This window comes from Kosakonia sp. PSU_27, assembly GCF_039409795.1.
In the GTDB taxonomy this organism is placed as follows: Bacteria; Pseudomonadota; Gammaproteobacteria; order Enterobacterales; family Enterobacteriaceae; genus Kosakonia.
The window spans coordinates 24,652-44,775 of record NZ_JBCIVK010000012.1; the positions used below are offsets into that span (position 1 = coordinate 24,652).

The 20,124-nt window shown below is 50.4% G+C and carries 22 protein-coding genes, 1 other RNA gene and 1 pseudogene; 14 read left to right on the forward strand and 10 right to left on the reverse strand.

Annotated features, from left to right (window positions below; all coding sequences use genetic code 11):
• Positions 1–269: 269 nt before the first annotated feature.
• Genes AAIG26_RS22440 through AAIG26_RS22450 form a run of 3 tightly spaced genes read right to left on the reverse strand, consistent with a single transcriptional unit; the run spans position 270 to position 2,890 of the window.
• Positions 270–1,289 carry a hypothetical protein gene (locus AAIG26_RS22440; protein WP_343181519.1) on the reverse strand — a complete coding sequence of 340 codons (1,020 nt, stop codon included), beginning with the start codon at positions 1,287–1,289 and terminating at the stop codon, positions 270–272.
• 12 nt (positions 1,290–1,301) lie between these two features.
• Positions 1,302–2,285 carry a tyrosine-type recombinase/integrase gene (locus AAIG26_RS22445; RefSeq protein ID WP_343181545.1) on the reverse strand — a complete coding sequence of 328 codons (984 nt, stop codon included), beginning with the start codon at positions 2,283–2,285 and terminating at the stop codon, positions 1,302–1,304.
• A gap of 35 nt (positions 2,286–2,320) precedes the next feature.
• Positions 2,321–2,890: a phage repressor protein CI gene (locus tag AAIG26_RS22450; RefSeq protein WP_343181520.1), complete on the reverse strand. Its 570-nt coding sequence runs from the start codon at positions 2,888–2,890 to the stop codon at positions 2,321–2,323.
• A 151-nt stretch (positions 2,891–3,041) separates the two neighbouring features.
• Here AAIG26_RS22450 and AAIG26_RS22455 point away from each other — a divergent pair, with 151 nt between their 5' ends.
• The 7 genes and pseudogenes from AAIG26_RS22455 to AAIG26_RS22485 all read left to right on the forward strand — a co-directional run bounded on the left by AAIG26_RS22455 (position 3,042) and on the right by AAIG26_RS22485 (position 8,177).
• Positions 3,042–3,230, forward strand: coding sequence for a hypothetical protein (locus tag AAIG26_RS22455; protein ID WP_343181521.1), 189 nt, complete (start codon positions 3,042–3,044; stop codon positions 3,228–3,230).
• 60 nt (positions 3,231–3,290) lie between these two features.
• Positions 3,291–3,491: pseudogene (locus AAIG26_RS22460) on the forward strand (P2 family phage major capsid protein); the annotation flags it as partial.
• Between the two features lie 3 nt (positions 3,492–3,494).
• On the forward strand, positions 3,495–4,196 hold the full coding sequence (gene gpM / locus AAIG26_RS22465; RefSeq protein WP_343181522.1) for a phage terminase small subunit: 702 nt from the start codon (positions 3,495–3,497) through the stop codon (positions 4,194–4,196).
• 96 nt (positions 4,197–4,292) lie between these two features.
• Entirely contained in the window at positions 4,293–4,745 is a 453-nt protein-coding gene (locus AAIG26_RS22470; protein WP_271458968.1) for a head completion/stabilization protein, read from the forward strand.
• Positions 4,742–6,790 carry a phage tail protein gene (locus AAIG26_RS22475; RefSeq protein WP_343181523.1) on the forward strand — a complete coding sequence of 683 codons (2,049 nt, stop codon included), beginning with the start codon at positions 4,742–4,744 and terminating at the stop codon, positions 6,788–6,790. The genes AAIG26_RS22470 and AAIG26_RS22475 overlap by 4 nt, the downstream gene beginning before the upstream one ends.
• A gap of 28 nt (positions 6,791–6,818) precedes the next feature.
• On the forward strand, positions 6,819–7,145 hold the full coding sequence (locus AAIG26_RS22480) for a hypothetical protein (RefSeq protein WP_343181524.1): 327 nt from the start codon (positions 6,819–6,821) through the stop codon (positions 7,143–7,145).
• A gap of 324 nt (positions 7,146–7,469) precedes the next feature.
• Positions 7,470–8,177: a hypothetical protein gene (locus AAIG26_RS22485; protein ID WP_343181525.1), complete on the forward strand. Its 708-nt coding sequence runs from the start codon at positions 7,470–7,472 to the stop codon at positions 8,175–8,177.
• Between the two features lie 241 nt (positions 8,178–8,418).
• Here AAIG26_RS22485 and ssrA read toward each other — a convergent pair.
• Together ssrA and smpB are read right to left on the reverse strand one after the other, a co-directional pair.
• Positions 8,419–8,782, reverse strand: a transfer-messenger RNA (tmRNA) gene (ssrA, locus tag AAIG26_RS22490).
• A 438-nt stretch (positions 8,783–9,220) separates the two neighbouring features.
• Complete coding sequence (gene smpB / locus AAIG26_RS22495; protein WP_017459912.1) at positions 9,221–9,703, reverse strand: SsrA-binding protein SmpB; 483 nt, start codon at positions 9,701–9,703, stop codon at positions 9,221–9,223.
• Between the two features lie 158 nt (positions 9,704–9,861).
• Here smpB and AAIG26_RS22500 point away from each other — a divergent pair, with 158 nt between their 5' ends.
• Together AAIG26_RS22500 and AAIG26_RS22505 are read left to right on the forward strand one after the other, a co-directional pair.
• A complete protein-coding gene (locus AAIG26_RS22500) occupies positions 9,862–10,299 on the forward strand; it encodes a type II toxin-antitoxin system RatA family toxin (RefSeq protein ID WP_197539470.1) in 438 nt (145 codons plus the stop codon).
• Positions 10,289–10,582, forward strand: coding sequence for an RnfH family protein (locus tag AAIG26_RS22505; protein ID WP_045513749.1), 294 nt, complete (start codon positions 10,289–10,291; stop codon positions 10,580–10,582). Before AAIG26_RS22500 ends, AAIG26_RS22505 begins: the two co-directional genes overlap by 11 nt.
• A gap of 136 nt (positions 10,583–10,718) precedes the next feature.
• On the opposite strand, the gene bamE is transcribed toward AAIG26_RS22505, so the two are convergent.
• The 3 genes from bamE to nadK form a co-directional block, all read right to left on the reverse strand.
• Positions 10,719–11,060 (reverse strand): outer membrane protein assembly factor BamE, encoded by a 342-nt coding sequence (gene bamE / locus AAIG26_RS22510; RefSeq protein WP_017459915.1) that lies wholly within the window; start codon positions 11,058–11,060, stop codon positions 10,719–10,721.
• 147 nt (positions 11,061–11,207) lie between these two features.
• A complete protein-coding gene (gene recN, locus AAIG26_RS22515; RefSeq protein WP_343181526.1) occupies positions 11,208–12,869 on the reverse strand; it encodes a DNA repair protein RecN in 1,662 nt (553 codons plus the stop codon).
• 87 nt (positions 12,870–12,956) lie between these two features.
• The gene (gene nadK, locus AAIG26_RS22520; RefSeq protein WP_020454803.1) at positions 12,957–13,835 is read right to left on the reverse strand and encodes an NAD(+) kinase; all 879 of its coding nucleotides are present in this window, start codon (positions 13,833–13,835) and stop codon (positions 12,957–12,959) included.
• A 123-nt stretch (positions 13,836–13,958) separates the two neighbouring features.
• Between nadK and grpE the strand changes: the two genes are divergently transcribed.
• On the forward strand, positions 13,959–14,555 hold the full coding sequence (gene grpE / locus AAIG26_RS22525) for a nucleotide exchange factor GrpE (protein WP_147271691.1): 597 nt from the start codon (positions 13,959–13,961) through the stop codon (positions 14,553–14,555).
• 46 nt (positions 14,556–14,601) lie between these two features.
• Here the strand turns inward: grpE and AAIG26_RS22530 are convergent, their stop codons facing one another.
• Both AAIG26_RS22530 and AAIG26_RS22535 read right to left on the reverse strand, forming a co-directional pair.
• Complete coding sequence (locus tag AAIG26_RS22530; RefSeq protein WP_025263874.1) at positions 14,602–15,888, reverse strand: HlyC/CorC family transporter; 1,287 nt, start codon at positions 15,886–15,888, stop codon at positions 14,602–14,604.
• Positions 15,889–15,905: 17 nt separating this feature from the next.
• Complete coding sequence (locus AAIG26_RS22535) at positions 15,906–16,694, reverse strand: inner membrane protein YpjD (RefSeq protein WP_020454801.1); 789 nt, start codon at positions 16,692–16,694, stop codon at positions 15,906–15,908.
• Between the two features lie 166 nt (positions 16,695–16,860).
• Here AAIG26_RS22535 and ffh point away from each other — a divergent pair, with 166 nt between their 5' ends.
• The 4 genes from ffh (at position 16,861) to trmD (ending at position 20,093) form a co-directional block, all read left to right on the forward strand.
• Positions 16,861–18,222 (forward strand): signal recognition particle protein, encoded by a 1,362-nt coding sequence (gene ffh, locus AAIG26_RS22540; RefSeq protein WP_017459922.1) that lies wholly within the window; start codon positions 16,861–16,863, stop codon positions 18,220–18,222.
• A gap of 257 nt (positions 18,223–18,479) precedes the next feature.
• Positions 18,480–18,728 (forward strand): 30S ribosomal protein S16, encoded by a 249-nt coding sequence (gene rpsP, locus AAIG26_RS22545; protein ID WP_017459923.1) that lies wholly within the window; start codon positions 18,480–18,482, stop codon positions 18,726–18,728.
• An 18-nt stretch (positions 18,729–18,746) separates the two neighbouring features.
• Complete coding sequence (rimM, locus tag AAIG26_RS22550) at positions 18,747–19,295, forward strand: ribosome maturation factor RimM (RefSeq protein ID WP_343181528.1); 549 nt, start codon at positions 18,747–18,749, stop codon at positions 19,293–19,295.
• A gap of 30 nt (positions 19,296–19,325) precedes the next feature.
• Positions 19,326–20,093: a tRNA (guanosine(37)-N1)-methyltransferase TrmD gene (gene trmD / locus AAIG26_RS22555; protein WP_020454799.1), complete on the forward strand. Its 768-nt coding sequence runs from the start codon at positions 19,326–19,328 to the stop codon at positions 20,091–20,093.
• The last annotated feature ends 31 nt before the right edge of the window (positions 20,094–20,124 follow it).

The window sequence follows — 20,124 nt, forward strand, 5'->3', positions numbered from 1 at the left end:
CAGGAATATTTTATGGGGTGCCTGCAAGGTTCGGATTTAATTAGTTGGCTTCTGACTTCGCGGGACAAATTCAAGGCACAAAAAAGCCCGCAGGGCTTGCGCCGTGCGGGCTCTTAGGACTTCATCGGATGACTCTGGTAATCACCGAGCTGGCGGGAGTTGAACCCGCGTCCGAAATTCCTACACTCTTTTATTTGCTCAATTAACTCAACTACTTAACATGAAAATCATAATGTTAAATGCAAATGGTTAGCAAAGAAGAACAATGGTTAAGAAGGTATGTGGACCAAATGTGGATCATTCCTGCCAAGGGAACCAGGACCAACTTTCACTTTTGGAGCGGATATAACGTAATATCCGCTTGGAACTCTTGTCCATACTGATGGGATGTTATTTTTGTTTATTATAAAATCGTTAAACTCTTTAATCTTCTTAATGAATTCATCTCTGACCGGTAGCCCTACTGCGTTATGAATTTCAACATAACATGAAAAGTAAACGTGCATTGCTTGTTGTAATTCAGAATGGCTAGGAAACTTTGTTATAATACTTATGAGATAATCTTTATAGTGCCATGAGTACTCTACTCTCCTTTTCTCTTTAAGGGCGGACAGATGATATATTTTATGAATTCCTTCTAGGTGTTTTTCAATAATGTTATGCTTTCTTAATTGTCCTATTGGTGAGGGGTTGGGAAAGTCTGTTAACAATTTGTTAATTTTTAGAAATTTTTTTTCTGATTCTTCTAATAAGAGTCTTGATGGAATATGAATGTCACTAAATATTGACGAGTTTGGAAAAAACAAACCATATATTTTATAACTATTCTCGAATTCTAATTTTTCTTGAGTTTGATCCGCCACTTTCAACGACATGAATGGTACATTCTGAAAAACATCGATAGTGTTTTTTCTATGGTTATAAAAACCATCTATTCTGTTCTTTTTTTCAGCTTCTTTAATTTGTTTGTCAGTCTGTATTGTTCGATGAATGTTGTTTACTACTACTCCAAAAGGAATTGATAGTGAAAGTAAGGCAAGGGGCAGTTTGCTAATATTTAAAAAGGTATTGAATCCATCTTCATTCAATTGAAAGGAGTAATTTACCCATATTATCAAACCAAAGGCAATAAAAGAGAAAAGAGGTATAGTTATAGCAGCAATAAATAACGGTTGGTGCGTTAGTGGTTCTGAATTCATTCTTAACGCATTTTTGATACGGAGATGATTTAAATGCCATGCAATATATATAAAGTATATTGTTAAAATGGTTAGTTGAAAATTATCCATGATTATTTCCAGTCAAGATGTTATTTGTGTAAGAGGGTTCTTTGTCACGGCATCTTCCAGATGCTTCGGGGCAAAGTGAGCATAGATCATCGTCATTTTTATATCGGCGTGGCCAAGGATTTCTTTTAAAACAAGTATATTTCCACCGTTCATCATAAAATGACTTGCAAATGTATGTCTTAAGACGTGTGTGCATTGGCCATCAGGTAAAATAATGCCCGCTTTGTTAACTACTCTCTCGAACGTTTTTCTACATGGTGTGAATATCTTTCCACGTTTCTTGGGAATTTCATCGTATAATTCCTTTGCTATGGGAACAGACCTGACCTTCTTGTTTTTAGTATTTTTATAGGTTATGCGAAATGGTGTAATCTGAGATCCTTCAAGGTTCTCTGCCTCACTCCACCGTGCCCCAGTTGCTAGGCATATCTTTGCTATTGTTAACACACTGGTACTATTAGATTGGCTTAGGGAATCTAGCAAGATTTTTATTTCGTTTGGATAAAGAAATGAAACCATGCTTTCATCTATTTTAAATGTGGGAATGCCTGCTAAAGGATTTTGATAAGACCAATGACCTAATTTTTTCAGCATTCCGAAAACTGCTGAAAGATTACGTTGCTCATGGTTTACCGTCCTAGGTTTTACAACCATGCACCGTCCTTTAATGTCTGGAATCTCTCCTTTTAGTCTCCCTTCACGGTATCGACTAAAGTCAGCTGCAGTGATCTGTGATGCAATAGGATTTCCCATGCCCGCACAAATGGCTTGTAATTTAGACATCATTCTTTTGGAATCAGTCAATGTCCTGCCATAAAGATCGTGCCATTGGTCGATTATTTCAGATAATCTTCTGTTATCTTGTTTTTCACCAATCCACGGTTTATCTTCCATTTCGTTTGAAATGTATTTTTCGTAGGCTAGTGCTTCACCTTTCGTTTTAAATTTTTTGCGGATTCGTTTTCCCTTTACGCCGTTCGGGCGTAGATCACAAATCCATTCTCAATCATCTGTCTTTCTGACGGCCATTTTTATTCAACCATATACTTTGCAACGACTTTTCCAATAATCAATACATCCGATACTTCACAATCAATAGGGTACTTCCCCCAATCAATACGGAGTTTATTTCCAGGTAATAGTGTTATCCCTTTTATGCTCTTTGCTCCTGAATACTCAATCAAAAAATCTCCATCTGTTGCCTGGTAAGCAGCTACATCAACAAAGTAGCTTACTTTTCCGTCAGTAATTATTTGTAGCTCTCCTTTGTGGTCTGGCAAGAGCGCTTTGTCATACATGAATGACGAGCGGCGTAACAGCTCTGCGCCTTCGATCTTGTAGGCTGGAATTCTGCTCAAATCACTGGCTTGTTCGAATCTGACTCCTTCCCCTGTTGTTAGCCAGTGAATAGATGCTCCTGTTTCTAAGGCGCAAAGCAAAACCAAATCGGCAGGGAAATTATCTCTCATGATCCTTGTGCTAAGGGCACTGGCAGACATGCCGAGATAGTTTGCGAGTTGTAGTCGCGATGTGTACCCGTAGGCTTCGCAAATTCGTTCGACGGCTTCACGAGCGCCAGTTTTGATGTTGTAGGTTGTCATGTTTGTAGTTCGCAATAGTTGACAAACGACAAAATCACGAATAGTCTTCGCATTGTTTCGTATGTAGACAATTCATATTGTCGTATGTAGTTTGTTAACATTAATTGTCACTAGTTGCCACTGGTGACAAATGAAAACAGGATTTTGCCTTATGAAAACATCGATCGCAACATATACTGAAAGTCGTTGGGTTCCTCTTAAAATCTTCTGTGAACGTGTAGATATAAAACTTCGTACCGGACGCTATTGGGTTCAGTCCGGGAAATTGAGAATAAAACCTAAAGATAAGCCGAAAGAGCATGTTTTCGTTGATTGGTATGCCTGGAATGAAGGCAAGTAGTTGTCTCGTTTCGTGAACATCTATTCAAGCTATCAATAACGGAAAGGTTAATCATGTACGATTACACCGCTTAGCAACCTGCACATCTACACCCAGCGCAACACGCGCCAGCGTAAAGCGGAATTTGTTGAAGACCGTAAGCAGTACGAAAACAAATACCTGCGTAACGAAGGCTATGCGGTTGAAGAGCCGGAGCTGTACGCCGCGATTGATGAAAGCGCGGTAACAATCGGCACCGTCACAGAGCAACCGGAGGGCTGATAAATGGCACTTTCACCCGCGCAACGGCATAGCCAGCGCATCGCCACGGAACAGCGTCTGAAACAAAGCCAGGCGGTGGACAGCAGTGAAAGCATGCATGTGCTGATCAATGCCCTGGAAAAGGATGTGGCGCAGGCCCGCAGCATTCAGTTTATTCCTGATCGCGTTGCTTTTAAGCGTGATGTGCTGCTGCCGCGCTGGATGCCTACCGTGGAAGCCTATCTGGCCAGCGGGCAAAACTACGCCAACCCGATACTGGCCTGGTGCGTGATCTGGCTGTTTGACGTAGGCGAGCTGGAAAAGGCGCTGGATTGGGCTGATATCGCAATCAGCCAGCAGCAGGCCACGCCGGAGCGGCTGCGCAGCAATTTTCCTACGTTTGTGGCCGATACGATGCTGGCCTGGGCGGAGGAATCTGCCGGACGCGGGGAAAGTATTGAGCCGTATTTCTCGCGCACCTTTGACCGCGTGGCAAACACCTGGCGGCTGCATGAGCAGATCACCGCTAAGTGGTTCAAATTCGCCGGGCTGGAGCTGCTGCGCGGGGAAGATGGGCGGAAAACGGCTGCTGGGGTGGACGATGTGGAAACGCTGGAAAAAGCCGATCAACTGCTGGCTATTGCTGAAAAGCATTATTTCAAAATTAGCGTGAAAACCGCCCGGCAGACCATTGCCGCACGTCTGCGCAAATTGACGCAGGGTTAACGACTACCGCAAGCCAGGTGGGCGCGGTGGAGGGCAGCGCACAGACCGTGCATCTGCGCCGTGGAAACCGGCCAGCCCGCCTTTTTCGGGGGATTTATGTTTAGTGGCAAGCCGCTGGATTACCAGGATGAACCGCTGACGAATAACGGCTTTTGGCCAGACCTGAATCTAAAGGATTTTCAGGCGCAGCGGGCGCTGCCGGTTGATATTGATGCCGCCACGGTCGCACAGGCACTACTTGCTGCCGCTGTGGAGGTGAATGCGGAGCTGGAGAACGTGGAAGCCAGCTGGCGCGCGAAGGGGTACACCCTGGCGGCAGATGTGCCAGGGGTAACAATGGCCGGGATGAATGGCCTGTGCGCGCAGTATACCAAAGCGGTTTTTGCCAGGGGAAAAGCGGATTTAATGGGCGAATTTGCCACCGTGGGGCGGCGTGACAGCCATCCTGGGCAGGAAAGCCAGGAAACACGCGCCGGGCTGCTGGCGGAATCCTCGGTGGTGATCCGTCGCATGAAAGGGCTTAAACGGGCAACGGTGAAAAAGGTATGAGCGAGACACAAACGCAGCTTGAAAGCCTGACCGCGTTTTTTCGGCAGAACGTGCCAGTGCGCGCTATGCAGCGCTTTGACAGTGTGCTGGATGAAATGGAGTTCATACCGGCCGCCAAGGATTTGGGGCTGGAACAGTACCGCCTCGCGGTCATTCGTTATGACGCGGTGCTGAGTTGGGAGCGTTTCCCGTATCGGCTGTGCGCGCCGCAGTTGCTGATGGCGCTGATGGCCGTGTGGCTGAACGAGGCCGATCGTGACCTGTTTGATGATGTCGGGATAACGGAAACCGATCCGCAGTGGGATGTCACGGTGGAGGACGAAGAAACGGCCACTATCGTGCTGACCGTGCCAATGGTGGAAGAGCTGGTGATCCGTGAGGACGAAAACGGCGTTATTCCTTGGGAGGGTATTGCCGATGCAAAACTGGTGCTGGAGCTGAACAACTGCGGCCGCGGGTTTATCACGGCACAGACCACCCAGGACTATACCGGCAAGCTGGTGCGCCTCGATGTGGGTTACACCGATCTGATCCTGCGCTGGTTTACCGGCTATGTTGAGCGCTCGCAACCGGCAGAAAACGGTTTTCAGCGTCTGTTTGTGCGTGAGCTGGTCGGCGTGTTTGAAAAGTCGTGGCCATGCTCGTTTCAGCATCCAACTTTGCGCAGGGTGGCCAGCTGGCTGGAAGAAAATAGCGGCATTACGGTGAGCGTGCCAGATGCTGAATATGCAGATAAACCGATCCCCCATTTCACCCACAGCGGCAGCGGCTACCAGCTTTTGAGCAATCTGGGCAACGCCTTTGGTATCACGGATTACATCTGGTATCAGCTGCCGGATGGCGGTTTGTATGTTGGCGGCGCGGAGTTGTCATTATTCGCCGGTAAAGCCGTGGATATCCCGGCAGAGTTCAGCCAGGGCGCGGCCGGAGGTAATACCATGACACTGCCGGTTGTTCAGAGTCTGCGGCCGGGCGTGGAAATGAACGGCGAGCGCGTGACGCGTATCCAGCTGAATAACGACACGATGGATGTTACCTGGACGCCGCGCAACAAAGCCACGGGGGAACCGCTGCAAAAAAGCCCGCTGCAGCGCCAGGTTGAAAGTCAGTATCCGGAGCTGGCTGCAGGTCTGCACCTGCCGAAATTCGCCAGGGTGCTGGCACCAACGGAAGCGGTAAGCAGTGGTAATTTTGCCGATCCGTTCCGCCCGCGTTACGCGGTGAACGTGCAGCTGCTCGATGCAGACGGAAATCCGGATAAGCAGACACCGGTTTATAATGCTGTGCCGTTGCCTGTGCCTATGGCCGGTAATGATTCGGGTATGTATCAGTTCCCGCCAGAAGGGACGCTGGTTGAAGTGGGATTTACCGGAGGCCGGGCAGATAAGCCGTTTATTCGCCAGACCATGCCGGAAGGGAACAGCCTGCCGGATGTGAAACCGGGGGAGCAGCTGCAGCAGCAGCGTGCGGAAGTATCGCAGCGCGTCACGCAGGCGGGTGATTGGGTTCGGCAGACTGACCAGGCGATCAGTGAAACTTCACTGGCCAGGAATATCAAAGCCGATACAGAATCGCGCGAGCTGGTAAGCCGTGACACCACAATTAAGGCGACGGACAACACCACGGTTCTGGGCGCGGCCGCGTTGATGGCTGGCGCTATTGTGCAAATCAGTACCGGCAATTACAGCCAGGCGGTGAAGGGTAACTGGCTGGCCAATGTCAGCGGCAATGCTGAAATGAAGATTGCTGGCGATCAGGTTGTGAATGTTGCCGGCAGTCTGACAGAGCAGATTGGGGCGATTCGCAAAAGCGTGGCGGCAGTGGAGCAGCAGATTATTGCGCCTGTGGTCTGGATTGGTTCCGGCAGTGTGAACATCGCCCAGCTGATGCTTGATACTCTGGATGTCGTGGCGCAGCTGGCAGAACAAACGGCCAGCCATACCCACAGCAATACAGGCGCGCCGGAGAACGCCAGCGCCATACGTGCAGCCAGTCAGGAGGCTGAACAGCTTAACGGCAAGTATTCGCCAGTCATTGGCCAGTAGTCCAAAGCACTAAACGAAAGCCCGCGTAATGCGGGTTTTTTTATGCCCGCCATACAGCCCACAGAACGCAACCTGCCGCACTCACAAGCTAAAACAACCCACCGGGACACCTGAAATAGATCATGTGCACAGTGCTGTGCTGGCTGCGCCTGAACGTCACAAAATAAATCTTTCCATGACGAAAACGGCGCTACACCGCACCCGCCTGCGGTTTTTGGATCGTAAAAATTTTTCAGTGGGGTTTTTCTTCAAAACATATCGCCAGCCCGCGCCAGTGCTGGCGGCTTTGCGGAGAATTGAAACTGAAAAGATTGAAAAGAATTTCAGTATTTTTCAGTGTTATGGATCTGGTTAGTTGTTTGGGTTGTTTTAACTAATTGAAAAATATGAGATAAATTTTTTTGGGGTGAGGTTGTAAGGGATGTCAGTAATTGGAAAAAGTTGGGGGTGGGCATGTACAAGCTGATTTGACAAAGCCTACAAGGTGACGAGGCTGAAATGTTGTACTGAAATTTTTACATTGAGACATTCATAAATAGTTTCGCTTACATTCATAAGATGAGTATTTTTATCATTAAACAGAATTTGGCTCACTAATTTTGGGGCTTGCTAGTTGGGCTATCTGTTTCGCATGAAAGTATGCCTAGTTAAACATTCCGAGGTGAAGGTGTTAAACAATATGAGTGAATTTGAGCATTTTGTTAAGTACGAAGCGGTAAATATAAATTTGACATCTCCAGCTATAGAAAAGGGCTATTGGGGAAGAGATCTGCTGGAAACAGTCACTATTGGCGATGATAACCCAGACCAAATTTTTCACGCGGTAGGTATGGCATTGTCTCAATGGGAAACTCTGGAAAATGAAATGTTTAATCTATATCTGATTTTTTGTGAATCGGATAATCCCGCAACTATCAATGCGTTAAGGCGTGCCTTTGGAACAATCGAAAGTAGTGATGGTCGCAGAAAGGCATTAGCTGAGGCTGCGAGTGTCTATTTCGGAGATCATAACTACCCAAATGGAATTGCAAAACCCTATAGGCTTTTATTTGAATCACATAAAAAAGCAAGTGATAGACGTAATGAAATTGCTCATGGAGTAGTATATAACGTTATGATAAACAATGAGATTAAGGGTAATTTTCTTTTTCCGGCTTCATATAACTCAGGACGTAACTCACCCTATATCAATAGCTCAATTGGAGAGAGTGGAGGCCAATTTAAGACCGAGATGTATAGGTACACATCGAGCCAAATCTATACGATTGCTCGAAAATTTGGCGAGTTGACTGCTTTTACAACAAAATGTTTCAGTGCCGCTGGGAAAATTGAGGGGGCATTAAAACTGGAATTGGCACAGTCTGTCCAGAAAACTATTGAGGTGTAGGTATATCGTCCTAACCTATTATTTTATTTAACTAAAGTTTTTTAATGCATTCGCCTAATGGCTTCATCAGCGATGGTGTATAGGTCTTGGCCAGAGCGGTGCAACTCTGTAAGCAGAGCTTTTAGTGCCAGTTCGGTTTGATATTTTGTGGTCATTTAATTCAATCCTTTAAGTGGATGGACGTAAAGTGGACATTGGTAAAAAAAAAGGGCTACGTTTTCACGTAACCCTTTGTTTTATTTGGTGGAGCTGGCGGGAGTTGAACCCGCGTCCGAAATTCCTACATCCTCGGTACTACATGCTTAGTCCAGTCTTTAATTTCGCTTGCCGGCTGCGGACGGACACGCCACTAACAAACTAGCCTGATTAGTTTTAACGCTTCAACCCCAGGCAGGGCATCCACGCGATCTCTTTTGGGTTTGACCTCTCTTGATCCCCGTCCTAAGAGCGGAGGCTAGGGAGAGAGGGCTCTAAGCAGGTTATTAAGCTGCTAAAGCGTAGTTTTCGTCGTTTGCGACTATTTTTTTGCGGCTTTTTACGAGGCCAACCGCCCCTCGGCATGCACCTTGGGTTTCGCGAATCCCGTCGAATCCAGAATCAGCCCCAAAAGTGTGACGCTGAGTATAACAGATTTATGACGTGCCATTCCAGTCCATATCACAATGACTTTTGTCGAGGGAAATGCGGTTAGTATGTGTCCACGCGTAACAGCAACTGCGGCATACGATCATGCCGTATTTTTTATTGCTGTATGCAAAACAAAGCGTTCACGCCAGATGGCTAACGTAGTTGAGCGTATGGAATTGACCCGATCGCCTGTTTTTGAGCATTCCAGAGGAGTGGTTTACGCGCGTACAAGAAGCGCTGAACTGACCAACCGTACAGGAAAATCTTTCCTGGTCTGCCGGAGATAATTGCCAATCTGGGGATCAAAGCGGTGCTGGATTATCTATAAAACATCGAGCAAACTGAATGAGGCGCTGAGTGAGGGTTGATAAATGTTCGATGCCCTCTCCCGGCGTGAGAGGGCGATGCGGGCGCAATTAACGCCCGGCGTTTTTCATAATGCGAGCTTTATCCAGCTGCCATTCGCGCTCTTTCAAATCGGTGCGCTTGTCGTGCTGTTTCTTACCTTTCGCCACGCCGATTTTCACTTTGCACCAGGCATTTTTCCAGTACAACGACAGCGCCACCACGGTGTAACCTTCGCGGTTGATACGTCCATACAGTGAATCGAGTTCGCGCTGATTAAGCAGCAGTTTACGTGTTCGAGTCGGATCGCAAACATAGTGGCTGGAGGCTACGGTCAGTGGCGTAAAGTTTGCGCCAAACAGAAAGGCTTCGCCGTCTTTCAGAATAACGTAGCTGTCACCGATGTTTGCTTTACCGGCGCGTAAGGATTTTACTTCCCAGCCTTGCAGTGCCAGCCCGGCCTCAAATTCCTCTTCGATAAAGTATTCATGGCGGGCGCGCTTATTCAGCGCAATGGTGGCTGAACCTGGTTTGTATGCTTTTTTCTTCGTCATAGTGTCGTGAAGCCATCCGGTAATCTGATATCTGAAACTGACCTCATTGCGTCCTGTGAGGTTTAGCCGGTTATCTTAGCATGAGTTCGGGCATTGCGTTTTCCTTTCATCCTGGGGAAATGGTATTATTTGACGATTGTGTGAACGCGGAAAACGATATGCCTCAGATTAGCCGTACTGCGCTGGTGCCTTACAGCGCGGAACAAATGTACAAGTTAGTGAATGATGTAAAATCCTACCCGCAGTTTTTGCCTGGCTGTACTGGCAGCCGGGTGCTGGAATCCGGGCCGACGCAAATGACCGCGGCGGTGGATGTTTCCAAAGCCGGGATCAGCAAAACGTTTACCACGCGTAATACGCTGGACACTAATCAAAGCATTTTGATGCATCTGGTCGATGGCCCATTCAAGTCGTTGATCGGTGGGTGGAAATTCACGCCGCTAAGTGCTGATGCCTGCCGGGTAGAATTTCAACTTGATTTTGAATTTACCAATAAGCTGATTGAACTGGCGTTTGGCCGCATCTTTAAAGAACTGGCGGCAAACATGGTGCAGGCGTTTACCCACCGGGCGAAAGAGGTTTACCGTGCCGGGTAATATCGCGGTAGAAGTGGCTTACGCACTGCCGGAGAAACAGTATCTTCAACGGGTTACGCTTGAAGAGGGCGCAACCGTTGAGCAGGCGATACGCGCTTCAGGTTTGCTCGAGCTGCGTGATGATATTGACCTGAAGGTGAATAAAGTAGGGATTTATAGCCGCCCGGTGAAATTGCACGATGCCGTGCACGACGGCGATCGCGTAGAGATTTACCGCCCGCTGATTGCCGATCCGAAAGAGCTGCGCCGCCAGCGCGCTGAGAAGTCGGCTAAGAAAGCGTAAGCTGATAGCATGGGTTTTGTTACCGGCGCCGGTAAGTAAGAATCCGAACACGACGGGAAAAGAGCCGACATAAATGGCTCATACAAACTCAAACAAAAAAGGTGCTCATTGAGCACCTTTTTACATTTCTGCAACCTTAGCCTTTGGTCAGCGCAGGTTTGTTATCCATATTGGTCAATACGCCATTGCTGCTGAAAGTCAGCGTTAGGGTTTGCTGGGAAACGTCTTCATGACCCGGCTGCTGGCGGAACACGTAGAACCAGGTGTTACTGCCAAATGGGTCGGTCATCATCGGCGTACCCAGTGCATAAGCAACCTGCTGTTGCGTCATACCTACGCGGATTTTAGAAACATCATTTGGCGTCAGGTAGTTCCCCTGATTGATATCAGGACGGTAAACCACGCGTTCTACGGTAGAGCAACCTGCGGTCAACATCAGAAGAACCGCTGCGGCAGCAGTCAGCATTTTACAGCGCATAGTGATTTGATTCCTTTTCGGCCCGAACAATACGTGGCTCATATGTAATATGCCGATGATAATAGACCTTTCGCCAGTTTAAAACCTTTGCCGGCGGGTCTGTTGTCGATTTTGTCGAGAACTCTGACCGTCATATTACAAAAAAGTTTACGCTGCCAGCAGCTCTTTGGCGTTCGCCAGCGCGTTGCGGGTCACTTCACTACCGCCAAGGAGGCGCGCCAGCTCCTGCAAACGGGCACGTTTATCCAGCGGCTGCATATGCGTTTCGGTCATTGCGCCATCCGTTTCTTTGCTGACAAAGAAGTGATGATGGCCACAACCGGCAACCTGCGGCAGGTGCGTTACGCACATTACCTGCGTGGATTCACCCAACTGGCGCAACAGCTTACCTACACCCACGGCTGTCGGGCCGCTGATGCCAACGTCGACTTCATCGAAAATCAGCGCCGGGGTTTCCATTTTCCGTGCGGCGATCACCTGGATAGCCAGCGCAATGCGCGACAGTTCACCACCGGAGGCGACTTTGGCGATTGATTGCAGCGGCTGGCCGGGGTTGGTTGTCACACGAAATTCGATGCGATCGGCACCTTCAGCTGTCAGCGAATGGGCATCAAACGCCACATCAATGGTAAAGACGCCGTGCGGCATGGAGAGCGCATGCATGCTTTCAGTAATTAATTCGCCGAGTTCCTGCGCATATTTCACGCGCTGCTCATGCAACTGCTGGGCGGTCACCAGCGCAAGCTGGTGATGATGTGTGACAGCCAGCGCCAGGGTTTCCTGGGAATCAGCCTGATCGTCGAGCAGTTGCTGTTCATCAAGCAATGACTGGTGAAACTGAGGTAGCTCTTCCGGGCTGATGTGATGTTTGCGCGCCAGCGAAATCTGTCGTGAGATACGCTGTTCCAGTTCGTACAGACGGTTTGGATCGAGATCTAAGCGGTCGCAGTAGTGGCGCAGCTCATCGCTGGCTTCGCTAATCTGAATAGCAGCTTCTTCGAGCATATCCAGCACGCCGGAAAGACGTGCGTCCATACCTGCCAGTTCGCCAAGCAGTTGGCGGGCGGTATAGAGCTGGCTTTGCAGATTGGCCTCTTCACCGTCTGCCAGCACGTTCAGTGCATGCTGGCTGGTAGACAGTAACTGACCGCTATTGGCGAGGCGTTTGTACTCTTCATCAATCTGCTCGAACTCGCCTGGCTGCGGGTTAAATTCATTTAGCTCTTTCAATTGGTAGTGCAAAAGCTCTGCGCGGGCGGCGCGCTCCTGGCTTTGCTGTTGATGCTGGGCCAGCTCGCGGCAGCTTTGATGCCAGGCACGGTAGTGTTCGTTCATTTGCTGAGTTAGCGCATACTCACCGGCGTAGCCATCGAGCAGGTTTTTCTGCTGCTCGGGCTTAATAAGAAGCTGATGCGCGTGCTGACCATGGATCTGAATGAGTAACTGGCCCAGCTCGCGCAACTGGGAAAGCGGCACCGCCGTGCCGTTGATAAAACCACGGGAGCGCCCGTCGCTGCTGATCACACGGCGAAGTAAACACTCACGCCCATCTTCTAACTGGTTCTCTTCGAGCCAGCGTTGGGCGGCGGGAGTATCTTTTAGTGCGAAGCGGGCGCACAGGTCGGCGCGCGGCGCGCCTGCGCGTACCATGTCGGCTTCCGCACGGCCGCCCAGGCATAGCCCGAGCGCATCAATGGCAATCGATTTACCCGCCCCGGTTTCGCCGGTAATAGCTGTCATCCCGCTGTGAAAATCAATCTCGAGCTCACGAACGATAGCAAAATTACTGATGGTCAGTTGTGCCAACATGGTTGCTTTCCTGTATGAAAAACCATAACTGTGTTTTCGTACAGTATAATCTGGTTTTATATACAGTAAAGTGTTGTGCGATGATTTTCAGAACAATTTTTTCGACCAGCCGAGCTTAGAGCTTAACGTATTGAAATAACTGTAATCTTTAGGGTGAATAAGATTGAGGTGATAGTCGCAGCGGCGGATAAGTACATCTTCGCCTTCCTGAATCGGCAGTGCGATTTGGCTGTCGCAACTCACCTCCAGATCGCTGCGACGATGGGAAAAGCGCAGGCGAATAGTGCTGCTGCTGTTTATCACCAGCGGGCGCGCAGACAACGTGTGCGGAAACATCGGTACCAGCGTGATGGCATCCAGCGATGGCGTCAGAATCGGCCCGCCGGCGGAGAGTGAATAGGCGGTGGAACCGGTAGGGGTTGAGATAATCAGCCCATCCGAACGCTGGGAAAAGGCGAAAACTTCGTCGATATAGACTTCAAATTCAATCATATGGGCAACTTTGCCCGGGTGGAGTACCACTTCGTTGATCGCGGTGCTGATACGTTTCTGGCACTCTTGCTGGCAGACCTGCACTTCCAGCAAAAAACGTTTTTCAGCGATATAATGACCTTCCAGCACGTCGGCCAGCTGTTGCTGCGCGTTGTCGGGATCGAGATCGGTGAGAAAACCGAGGTTGCCGCGGTTAATCCCAATAACCTTGATATCATAGCGCGCCAGCGTGCGCGCCGCGCCCAGCATATTACCGTCGCCGCCGACAACCACCGCGAGATCGGCTTGTTGACCGATTTCTGCCAGCGTGCCGGTTTTCACATTATTGAGCTGCAATTCCTGGGCAATCTGTTGTTCGACAATGACGTCATAACCTTTGGCGCTTAACCAGCGATATAACATTTCATGTGTGGTCAGTGCGGTAGGGTGCCGTGGATGCCCGACAATACCAATACACTTGAAATGATGGGTCATTTTCTGGAGGTCCTTGTGGCGAATGAAATGATGACAATCTGTCACGTTCCCTTGAATCCCGGAAACTGATCCCCATAATAATGCAGGTTAGCGAGATGAATGCAAAAAAACGCGGAGAAATTCATGAGTAGTAAAGAACAGAAAACGCCTGACGGGCAAGCCCCGGAAGAAATTATCATGGAACAGCACGACGAAGTTGAGGCAGTTGTTGAGTCTGACGATTCTGCTGGGCAGGTGGATCCGCGCGATGAGAAAATTGCGAACCTTGAAGCGCAGTTAGCTGAAGCGGAAAGCCGCGAGCGCGAAACTGTTTTACGCGTTAAAGCGGAAATGGAAAACCTGCGTCGCCGTACCGAACAGGATATCGAGAAAGCGCATAAATTCGCGCTGGAGAAGTTCGTCAATGAACTGCTGCCGGTTATCGATAGCCTGGATCGCGCACTGGAAGTGGCGGACAAAAACAACGCCGAGATGGCACCGATGGTTGAAGGCATTGAACTGACGCTGAAAAACATGCTGGATGTGGTGAAGAAGTTCGGCGTGGAAGTGATTGCTGAAACCGACGTTCCGCTGGATCCAAACGTGCATCAGGCGATTGCCATGGTGGAATCTGAAGAGATTGCCGCTGGTAAAGTGCTGGGCGTGATGCAAAAAGGTTACACCTTAAACGGCCGCACTATTCGCGCAGCGATGGTGACCGTTGCTAAAGCGAAGGCGTAACTTTTTTTAGATAAACCCTCTCCGTCCGGAGAGGGTTTTTTTTCGCTTATTCGGCGACGCTTTCCCGCAGTGCTTTCACCGGGATCACCTGAACCTGCTTAATCATATTGTCCTGCACGTCGAGAATATCGATGTCGTACTGCTCGATACGGACACGCGTACCCACCGCCGGGATCTCTTCCAGCGCCTCCAGCAGCATGCCGTTAATGGTGCGGGCTTCGTCTTCCGGTAAGCGCCAGTTAAAGGCTTTATTCAGCTCGCGCACGTTGGCGCTGCCGTCGATGATCACCGAGCCGTCATTTTGCGGCGTGGCTTCATCCGCCAGCGCAGGTGACATGGAGGTGGTAAAGTCGCCGACAATCTCTTCCAGAATATCTTCGACCGTCACCAGCCCCTGAATATCGCCATACTCATCGACCACCAGGCCGACTTTCTTTTTATTGCGCTGGAATTTCACCAGTTGCACGCTCAGCGGCGTACCTTCCGGGACATAGTAGATTTCGTCGGCGGCGCGCAGCATCACTTCTTTGGTGAACTCGTTTTTTTCCGTCATTAACCGGTAGGCTTCACGCACGCGCAGCATGCTGATGGCGTCGTCCAGCGAATCACGGTAGAGCACAATGCGGCCGTGCGGCGAGTGGGTGAGCTGGCGAACAATGGCTTTCCAGTCGTCGTTGATATCAATGCCGACAATTTCGTTGCGCGGCACCATGATGTCGTTAACGCTGACTTTTTCCAGATCGAGAATCGACAGCAACATGTCCTGGTTGCGGCGGGAAATTTGCGAGCGCGATTCGTTCACAATGGTGCGCAGCTCATCTTTGCTGAGCGCGCCGCTGACCACCACATCCGCTTTAATACCCACCATGCGCATCAGCACGCGCGTCACGCCGTTCAGCAACCACACCAGCGGCATCATGATGACTTGCAGCGGCGCGAGCAGGAAGCTACTGGGGAAGGCCACTTTTTCCGGGTAGAGCGCGGCGATGGTTTTTGGCAACACTTCGGCGAACACCAGCACCACAAAGGTCAGCACACCGGTGGCGATAGCGACGCCAGCATTGCCATACAGGCGCATGCCAACAATGGTGCCAATTGCCGACGCCAGAATATTGACGAGGTTGTTACCAATCAGCACCAGGCTTATCAGGCGGTCGGGTTTACGCAACAGCTTTTCTACGCGTTTTGCCGCGCGGTTGCCCTGCTTGGCTAAGTGGCGCAAGCGGTAACGGTTGAGTGTCATCATTCCGGTTTCGGAACCGGAAAAGTAGGCCGAAACCACGACCATGATGATTAGCGTAATAATCAGCGTCGTGGTGGAAATGTGTTCCAGGGGGAACTCCTTTGTGATTAGCTCGCGAACTGCTGCAGAATGCGGCTGCCAAAATAGGCCAGCGTTAAAATCCCCGCGCCTGCAACGTTGAACCAGACGACCCTGCGGCCGCGCCAGCCCTCATGGTAATGGCCCCACAGCAGAACAATGTAGACAAACCAGGCGATGATTGAGAGCACCGCTTTGTCGATATTTTCCATGCTGAACAGGTTCTGCATAAAGAACAGGCCGGTGCATAGCGTCAGCGTCAGCAGCACAACGCCAACCTGAGTAATGTGGAACATTTTGCGCTCAATCACCATCAGCGGCGGCATTTCGTTACTGAACGCCAGCCGTTTATTCTTCAACTGATAGTCAATCCAGGCCAGTTGCAGCGCGTACATAGCCGCAATAATCAGTGTGGCATAGGCGAAAAGCGACAGGCCAATGTGCACCATCATGCCCGGCGTGGCTTCCAGGTGGGTAATGTACTCATTGGGTACAAAAACGGCGAAAGCGAGGTTGATTAACGCGAAGGTATAGACAATCGGCAGCAGCAGCCAGCCGCGATTTTTCGACGCCACAATGGTCATTACCGTACAGATCATCAGGCTGACCAGCGAACCGACATTCAGCAGGCTCAGGTTTTGCCCGCCATCATCCGGGAACAGGCGTTCTTTCAAGCCGAAACCGTGGCAAATAAGTGCGATTACCGCCGAAAGGATAGCCATTCTGCGCCAGCCGCTGTTTTTTTGCAGCAGGCTGGGAACGATCAGCGCAATGCTGATTGAGTAGGCGACAAGAGCGATCAGGGCAAAAACGGGCATAGGATGTCGGCAGTTGACTGAAGAAGAAAGAAAAGCAGTATAACGTTACGTGACGTTGGCTCCAACAGTTGCATCACATACAGGAGCAATGTCTTCATGTTATACTCCGGGAAATTTCTGTTATGCGTCGCGCTGGCGGCCATCGTATCACCTCAGGCGAGAGACAATGTTTGATAATTTAACCGATCGTTTGTCGCGCACCCTGCGCAATATCAGTGGCCGTGGACGCCTCACTGAAGACAACATCAAAGATACCCTGCGCGAAGTGCGTATGGCGCTGCTGGAAGCGGACGTTGCGCTGCCAGTGGTGCGTGATTTTATCAACCGCGTAAAAGAGAAAGCGGTTGGCCATGAAGTGAACAAGAGCCTGACGCCGGGCCAGGAGTTCGTCAAAATCGTGCGCAACGAACTGGTTGCGGCGATGGGCGAAGAGAACCAGAGCCTGAACCTTGCCGCGCAGCCGCCAGCGGTAGTGCTGATGGCAGGTCTGCAGGGGGCGGGTAAAACCACCAGCGTCGGTAAACTTGGTAAGTTCCTGCGCGAGAAGCACAAGAAGAAAGTGATGGTCGTTTCTGCCGACGTTTACCGTCCGGCGGCGATCAAACAGCTGGAAACGCTGGCGCAGCAGGTTGACGTCGATTTCTTCCCTTCTGACGTCGCGCAAAAGCCGGTCGACATCGTTAACGCCGCGCTGAAAGAGGCGAAGCTGAAATTCTACGACGTGCTGCTGGTGGATACCGCCGGTCGTCTGCATGTCGACGAAGCGATGATGGATGAGATCAAACAGGTTCACGCGGCGATTAAGCCGGTAGAAACCCTGTTTGTCGTCGACGCCATGACCGGTCAGGACGCCGCGAATACCGCGAAAGCCTTTAATGAAGCGCTGCCGCTGACCGGCGTGGTGCTGACGAAAGTGGACGGTGATGCGCGCGGCGGTGCGGCGCTCTCCATTCGCCATATCACCGGCAAGCCGATTAAATTCCTCGGTGTCGGCGAGAAAACGGAAGCGCTGGAGCCGTTCCACCCGGATCGTATCGCCTCACGAATCCTTGGCATGGGCGACGTGTTGTCGCTTATCGAAGATATCGAAAGCAAAGTTGACCGCGCGCAGGCTGAAAAGCTGGCGAATAAACTGAAGAAGGGCGACGGCTTCGATCTGACCGACTTCCTTGAGCAGTTGCGCCAGATGAAAAACATGGGCGGCATGGCGAGCCTGATGGGCAAGCTGCCGGGCATGGGGCAAATCCCGGACAACGTTAAAGCGCAAATGGACGACAAAGTGCTGGTGCGTATGGAAGCGATCATTAACTCCATGACGTTGAAAGAGCGCGCCAACCCGGACATCATCAAAGGTTCGCGTAAGCGCCGTATCGCCGCCGGCTGCGGTATGCAGGTGCAGGATGTGAACCGTCTGCTCAAACAATTCGACGACATGCAACGCATGATGAAGAAGATGAAGAAGGGCGGGATGGCGAAGATGATGCGCGGGATGAAGGGGATGATGCCGCCTGGTTTCCCGGGGCGCTAAAACAAGGGCATAAGGCTATCTTGTTTGCCATTTTAGCCCCGGGGTGTGCTCGAAATGCTCACGTACTCCGTGTACGCTCCGCTTTCTGTGCGCACGCCGGAACTAAACTGGCTGCACCGATATACGCCTTATATCCCTTGTTTACTTTATCCTGATTGCAATTTCCCCCAAAATCAGTAAAATTTTCGGGCTTTTAATATGACACCGGGCTCCGTTCCTCGATGGGGCCTGGTGTTTTATTCACACAAGAGGATGTTATGGTAACTATTCGTTTAGCACGTCACGGCGCTAAAAAGCGTCCGTTCTACCAGGTTGTTGTTACTGACAGCCGCAATGCACGCAACGGTCGCTTCATTGAGCGCGTTGGCTTCTTCAACCCGATCGCTTCCGAGAAAGAAGAAGGCACCCGCCTGGATCTGGATCGTATTCAGCACTGGGTTGGCCAGGGCGCTACCGTTTCCGATCGCGTTTCCGCGCTGATCAAAGCAGCACAGAAAGCAGCTTAATCTGTCACGGTGGTCATGATGAGCAAGCAACAAGCCGCACCGATCCCTGTTGAGCCAATTATCGTCGGCAAGCTGGGGTCTTCTTACGGAATTCGTGGTTGGCTCAGAGTGTTTTCCTCCACCGAAGACGCCGAAAGCATTTTTGACTATCAGCCCTGGTTTATCCAGAAGGCGGGTCAGTGGCAGAGCATTGAGCTGGAAAGCTGGCGCTACCACAATCAGGACATCGTCATCAAACTGAAAGGTGTTGATGACAGAGATGCCGCGAATCTGCTGACCAATTGTGAAATTGTCGTTGATTCCGCGCAGTTGCCGGAACTGGAAGAGGGTGACTACTACTGGAAAGACCTGATGGGCTGCCAGGTAGTGACTACTGAAGGTTACAGCCTCGGTAAAGTCGTCGATATGATGGAAACCGGGTCGAATGACGTTCTCGTCATCAAGGCAAACCTGAAAGATGCATTTGGTATCAAGGAGCGGCTGGTTCCGTTCCTCGATGGGCAGGTTATCAAGAAAGTCGATCTCACTACTCAAACCATTGAAGTAGATTGGGATCCTGGTTTTTAAACCTCCGGATATACGGTAAAAGACGGCGCTATGTGGATTGGCATAATTAGCCTGTTTCCTGAAATGTTCCGCGCGATTACCGACTACGGGGTAACTGGCCGGGCAGTAAAAAATGGCCTGCTGAGCATCCAGAGCTGGAGTCCGCGTGATTTCGCTCACGACCGGCACCGTACCGTGGACGATCGTCCTTACGGCGGCGGACCGGGGATGTTAATGATGGTGAACCCCCTACGGGACGCCATTCATGCAGCAAAAGCCGCGGCGGGCGAAGGCGCCAAAGTGATTTATCTGTCGCCTCAGGGGCGCAAGCTTGATCAAGCGGGCGTCAGCGAACTGGCAACGAATCAGAAACTGATTCTGGTGTGCGGTCGCTACGAAGGGATAGATGAGCGCGTAATTCAAACCGAGATTGACGAAGAATGGTCTATCGGCGATTACGTTCTCAGCGGTGGTGAGTTACCAGCGATGACGCTGATTGACTCGGTTTCCCGGTTTATTCCGGGGGTACTGGGGCATGAAGCTTCGGCAACGGAAGATTCTTTTGCCGATGGGTTGTTGGACTGCCCACACTATACCCGACCTGAAGTGTTAGAAGGGATGGAAGTACCGGCGGTGTTACTGTCGGGGAACCATGCCGAGATACGTCGCTGGCGTTTGAAGCAGTCGCTGGGCCGCACCTGGCTTAGAAGACCTGAACTTCTGGAAAACCTGGCTCTGACTGAAGAGCAAGCAAGGTTGCTGGCAGAGTTCCAACGGGAACACGCGCAACAGCAACAGAAACATGATGGGATGGCTTAAGCCACCCGAATATCAGTTTACCCAGGATAAG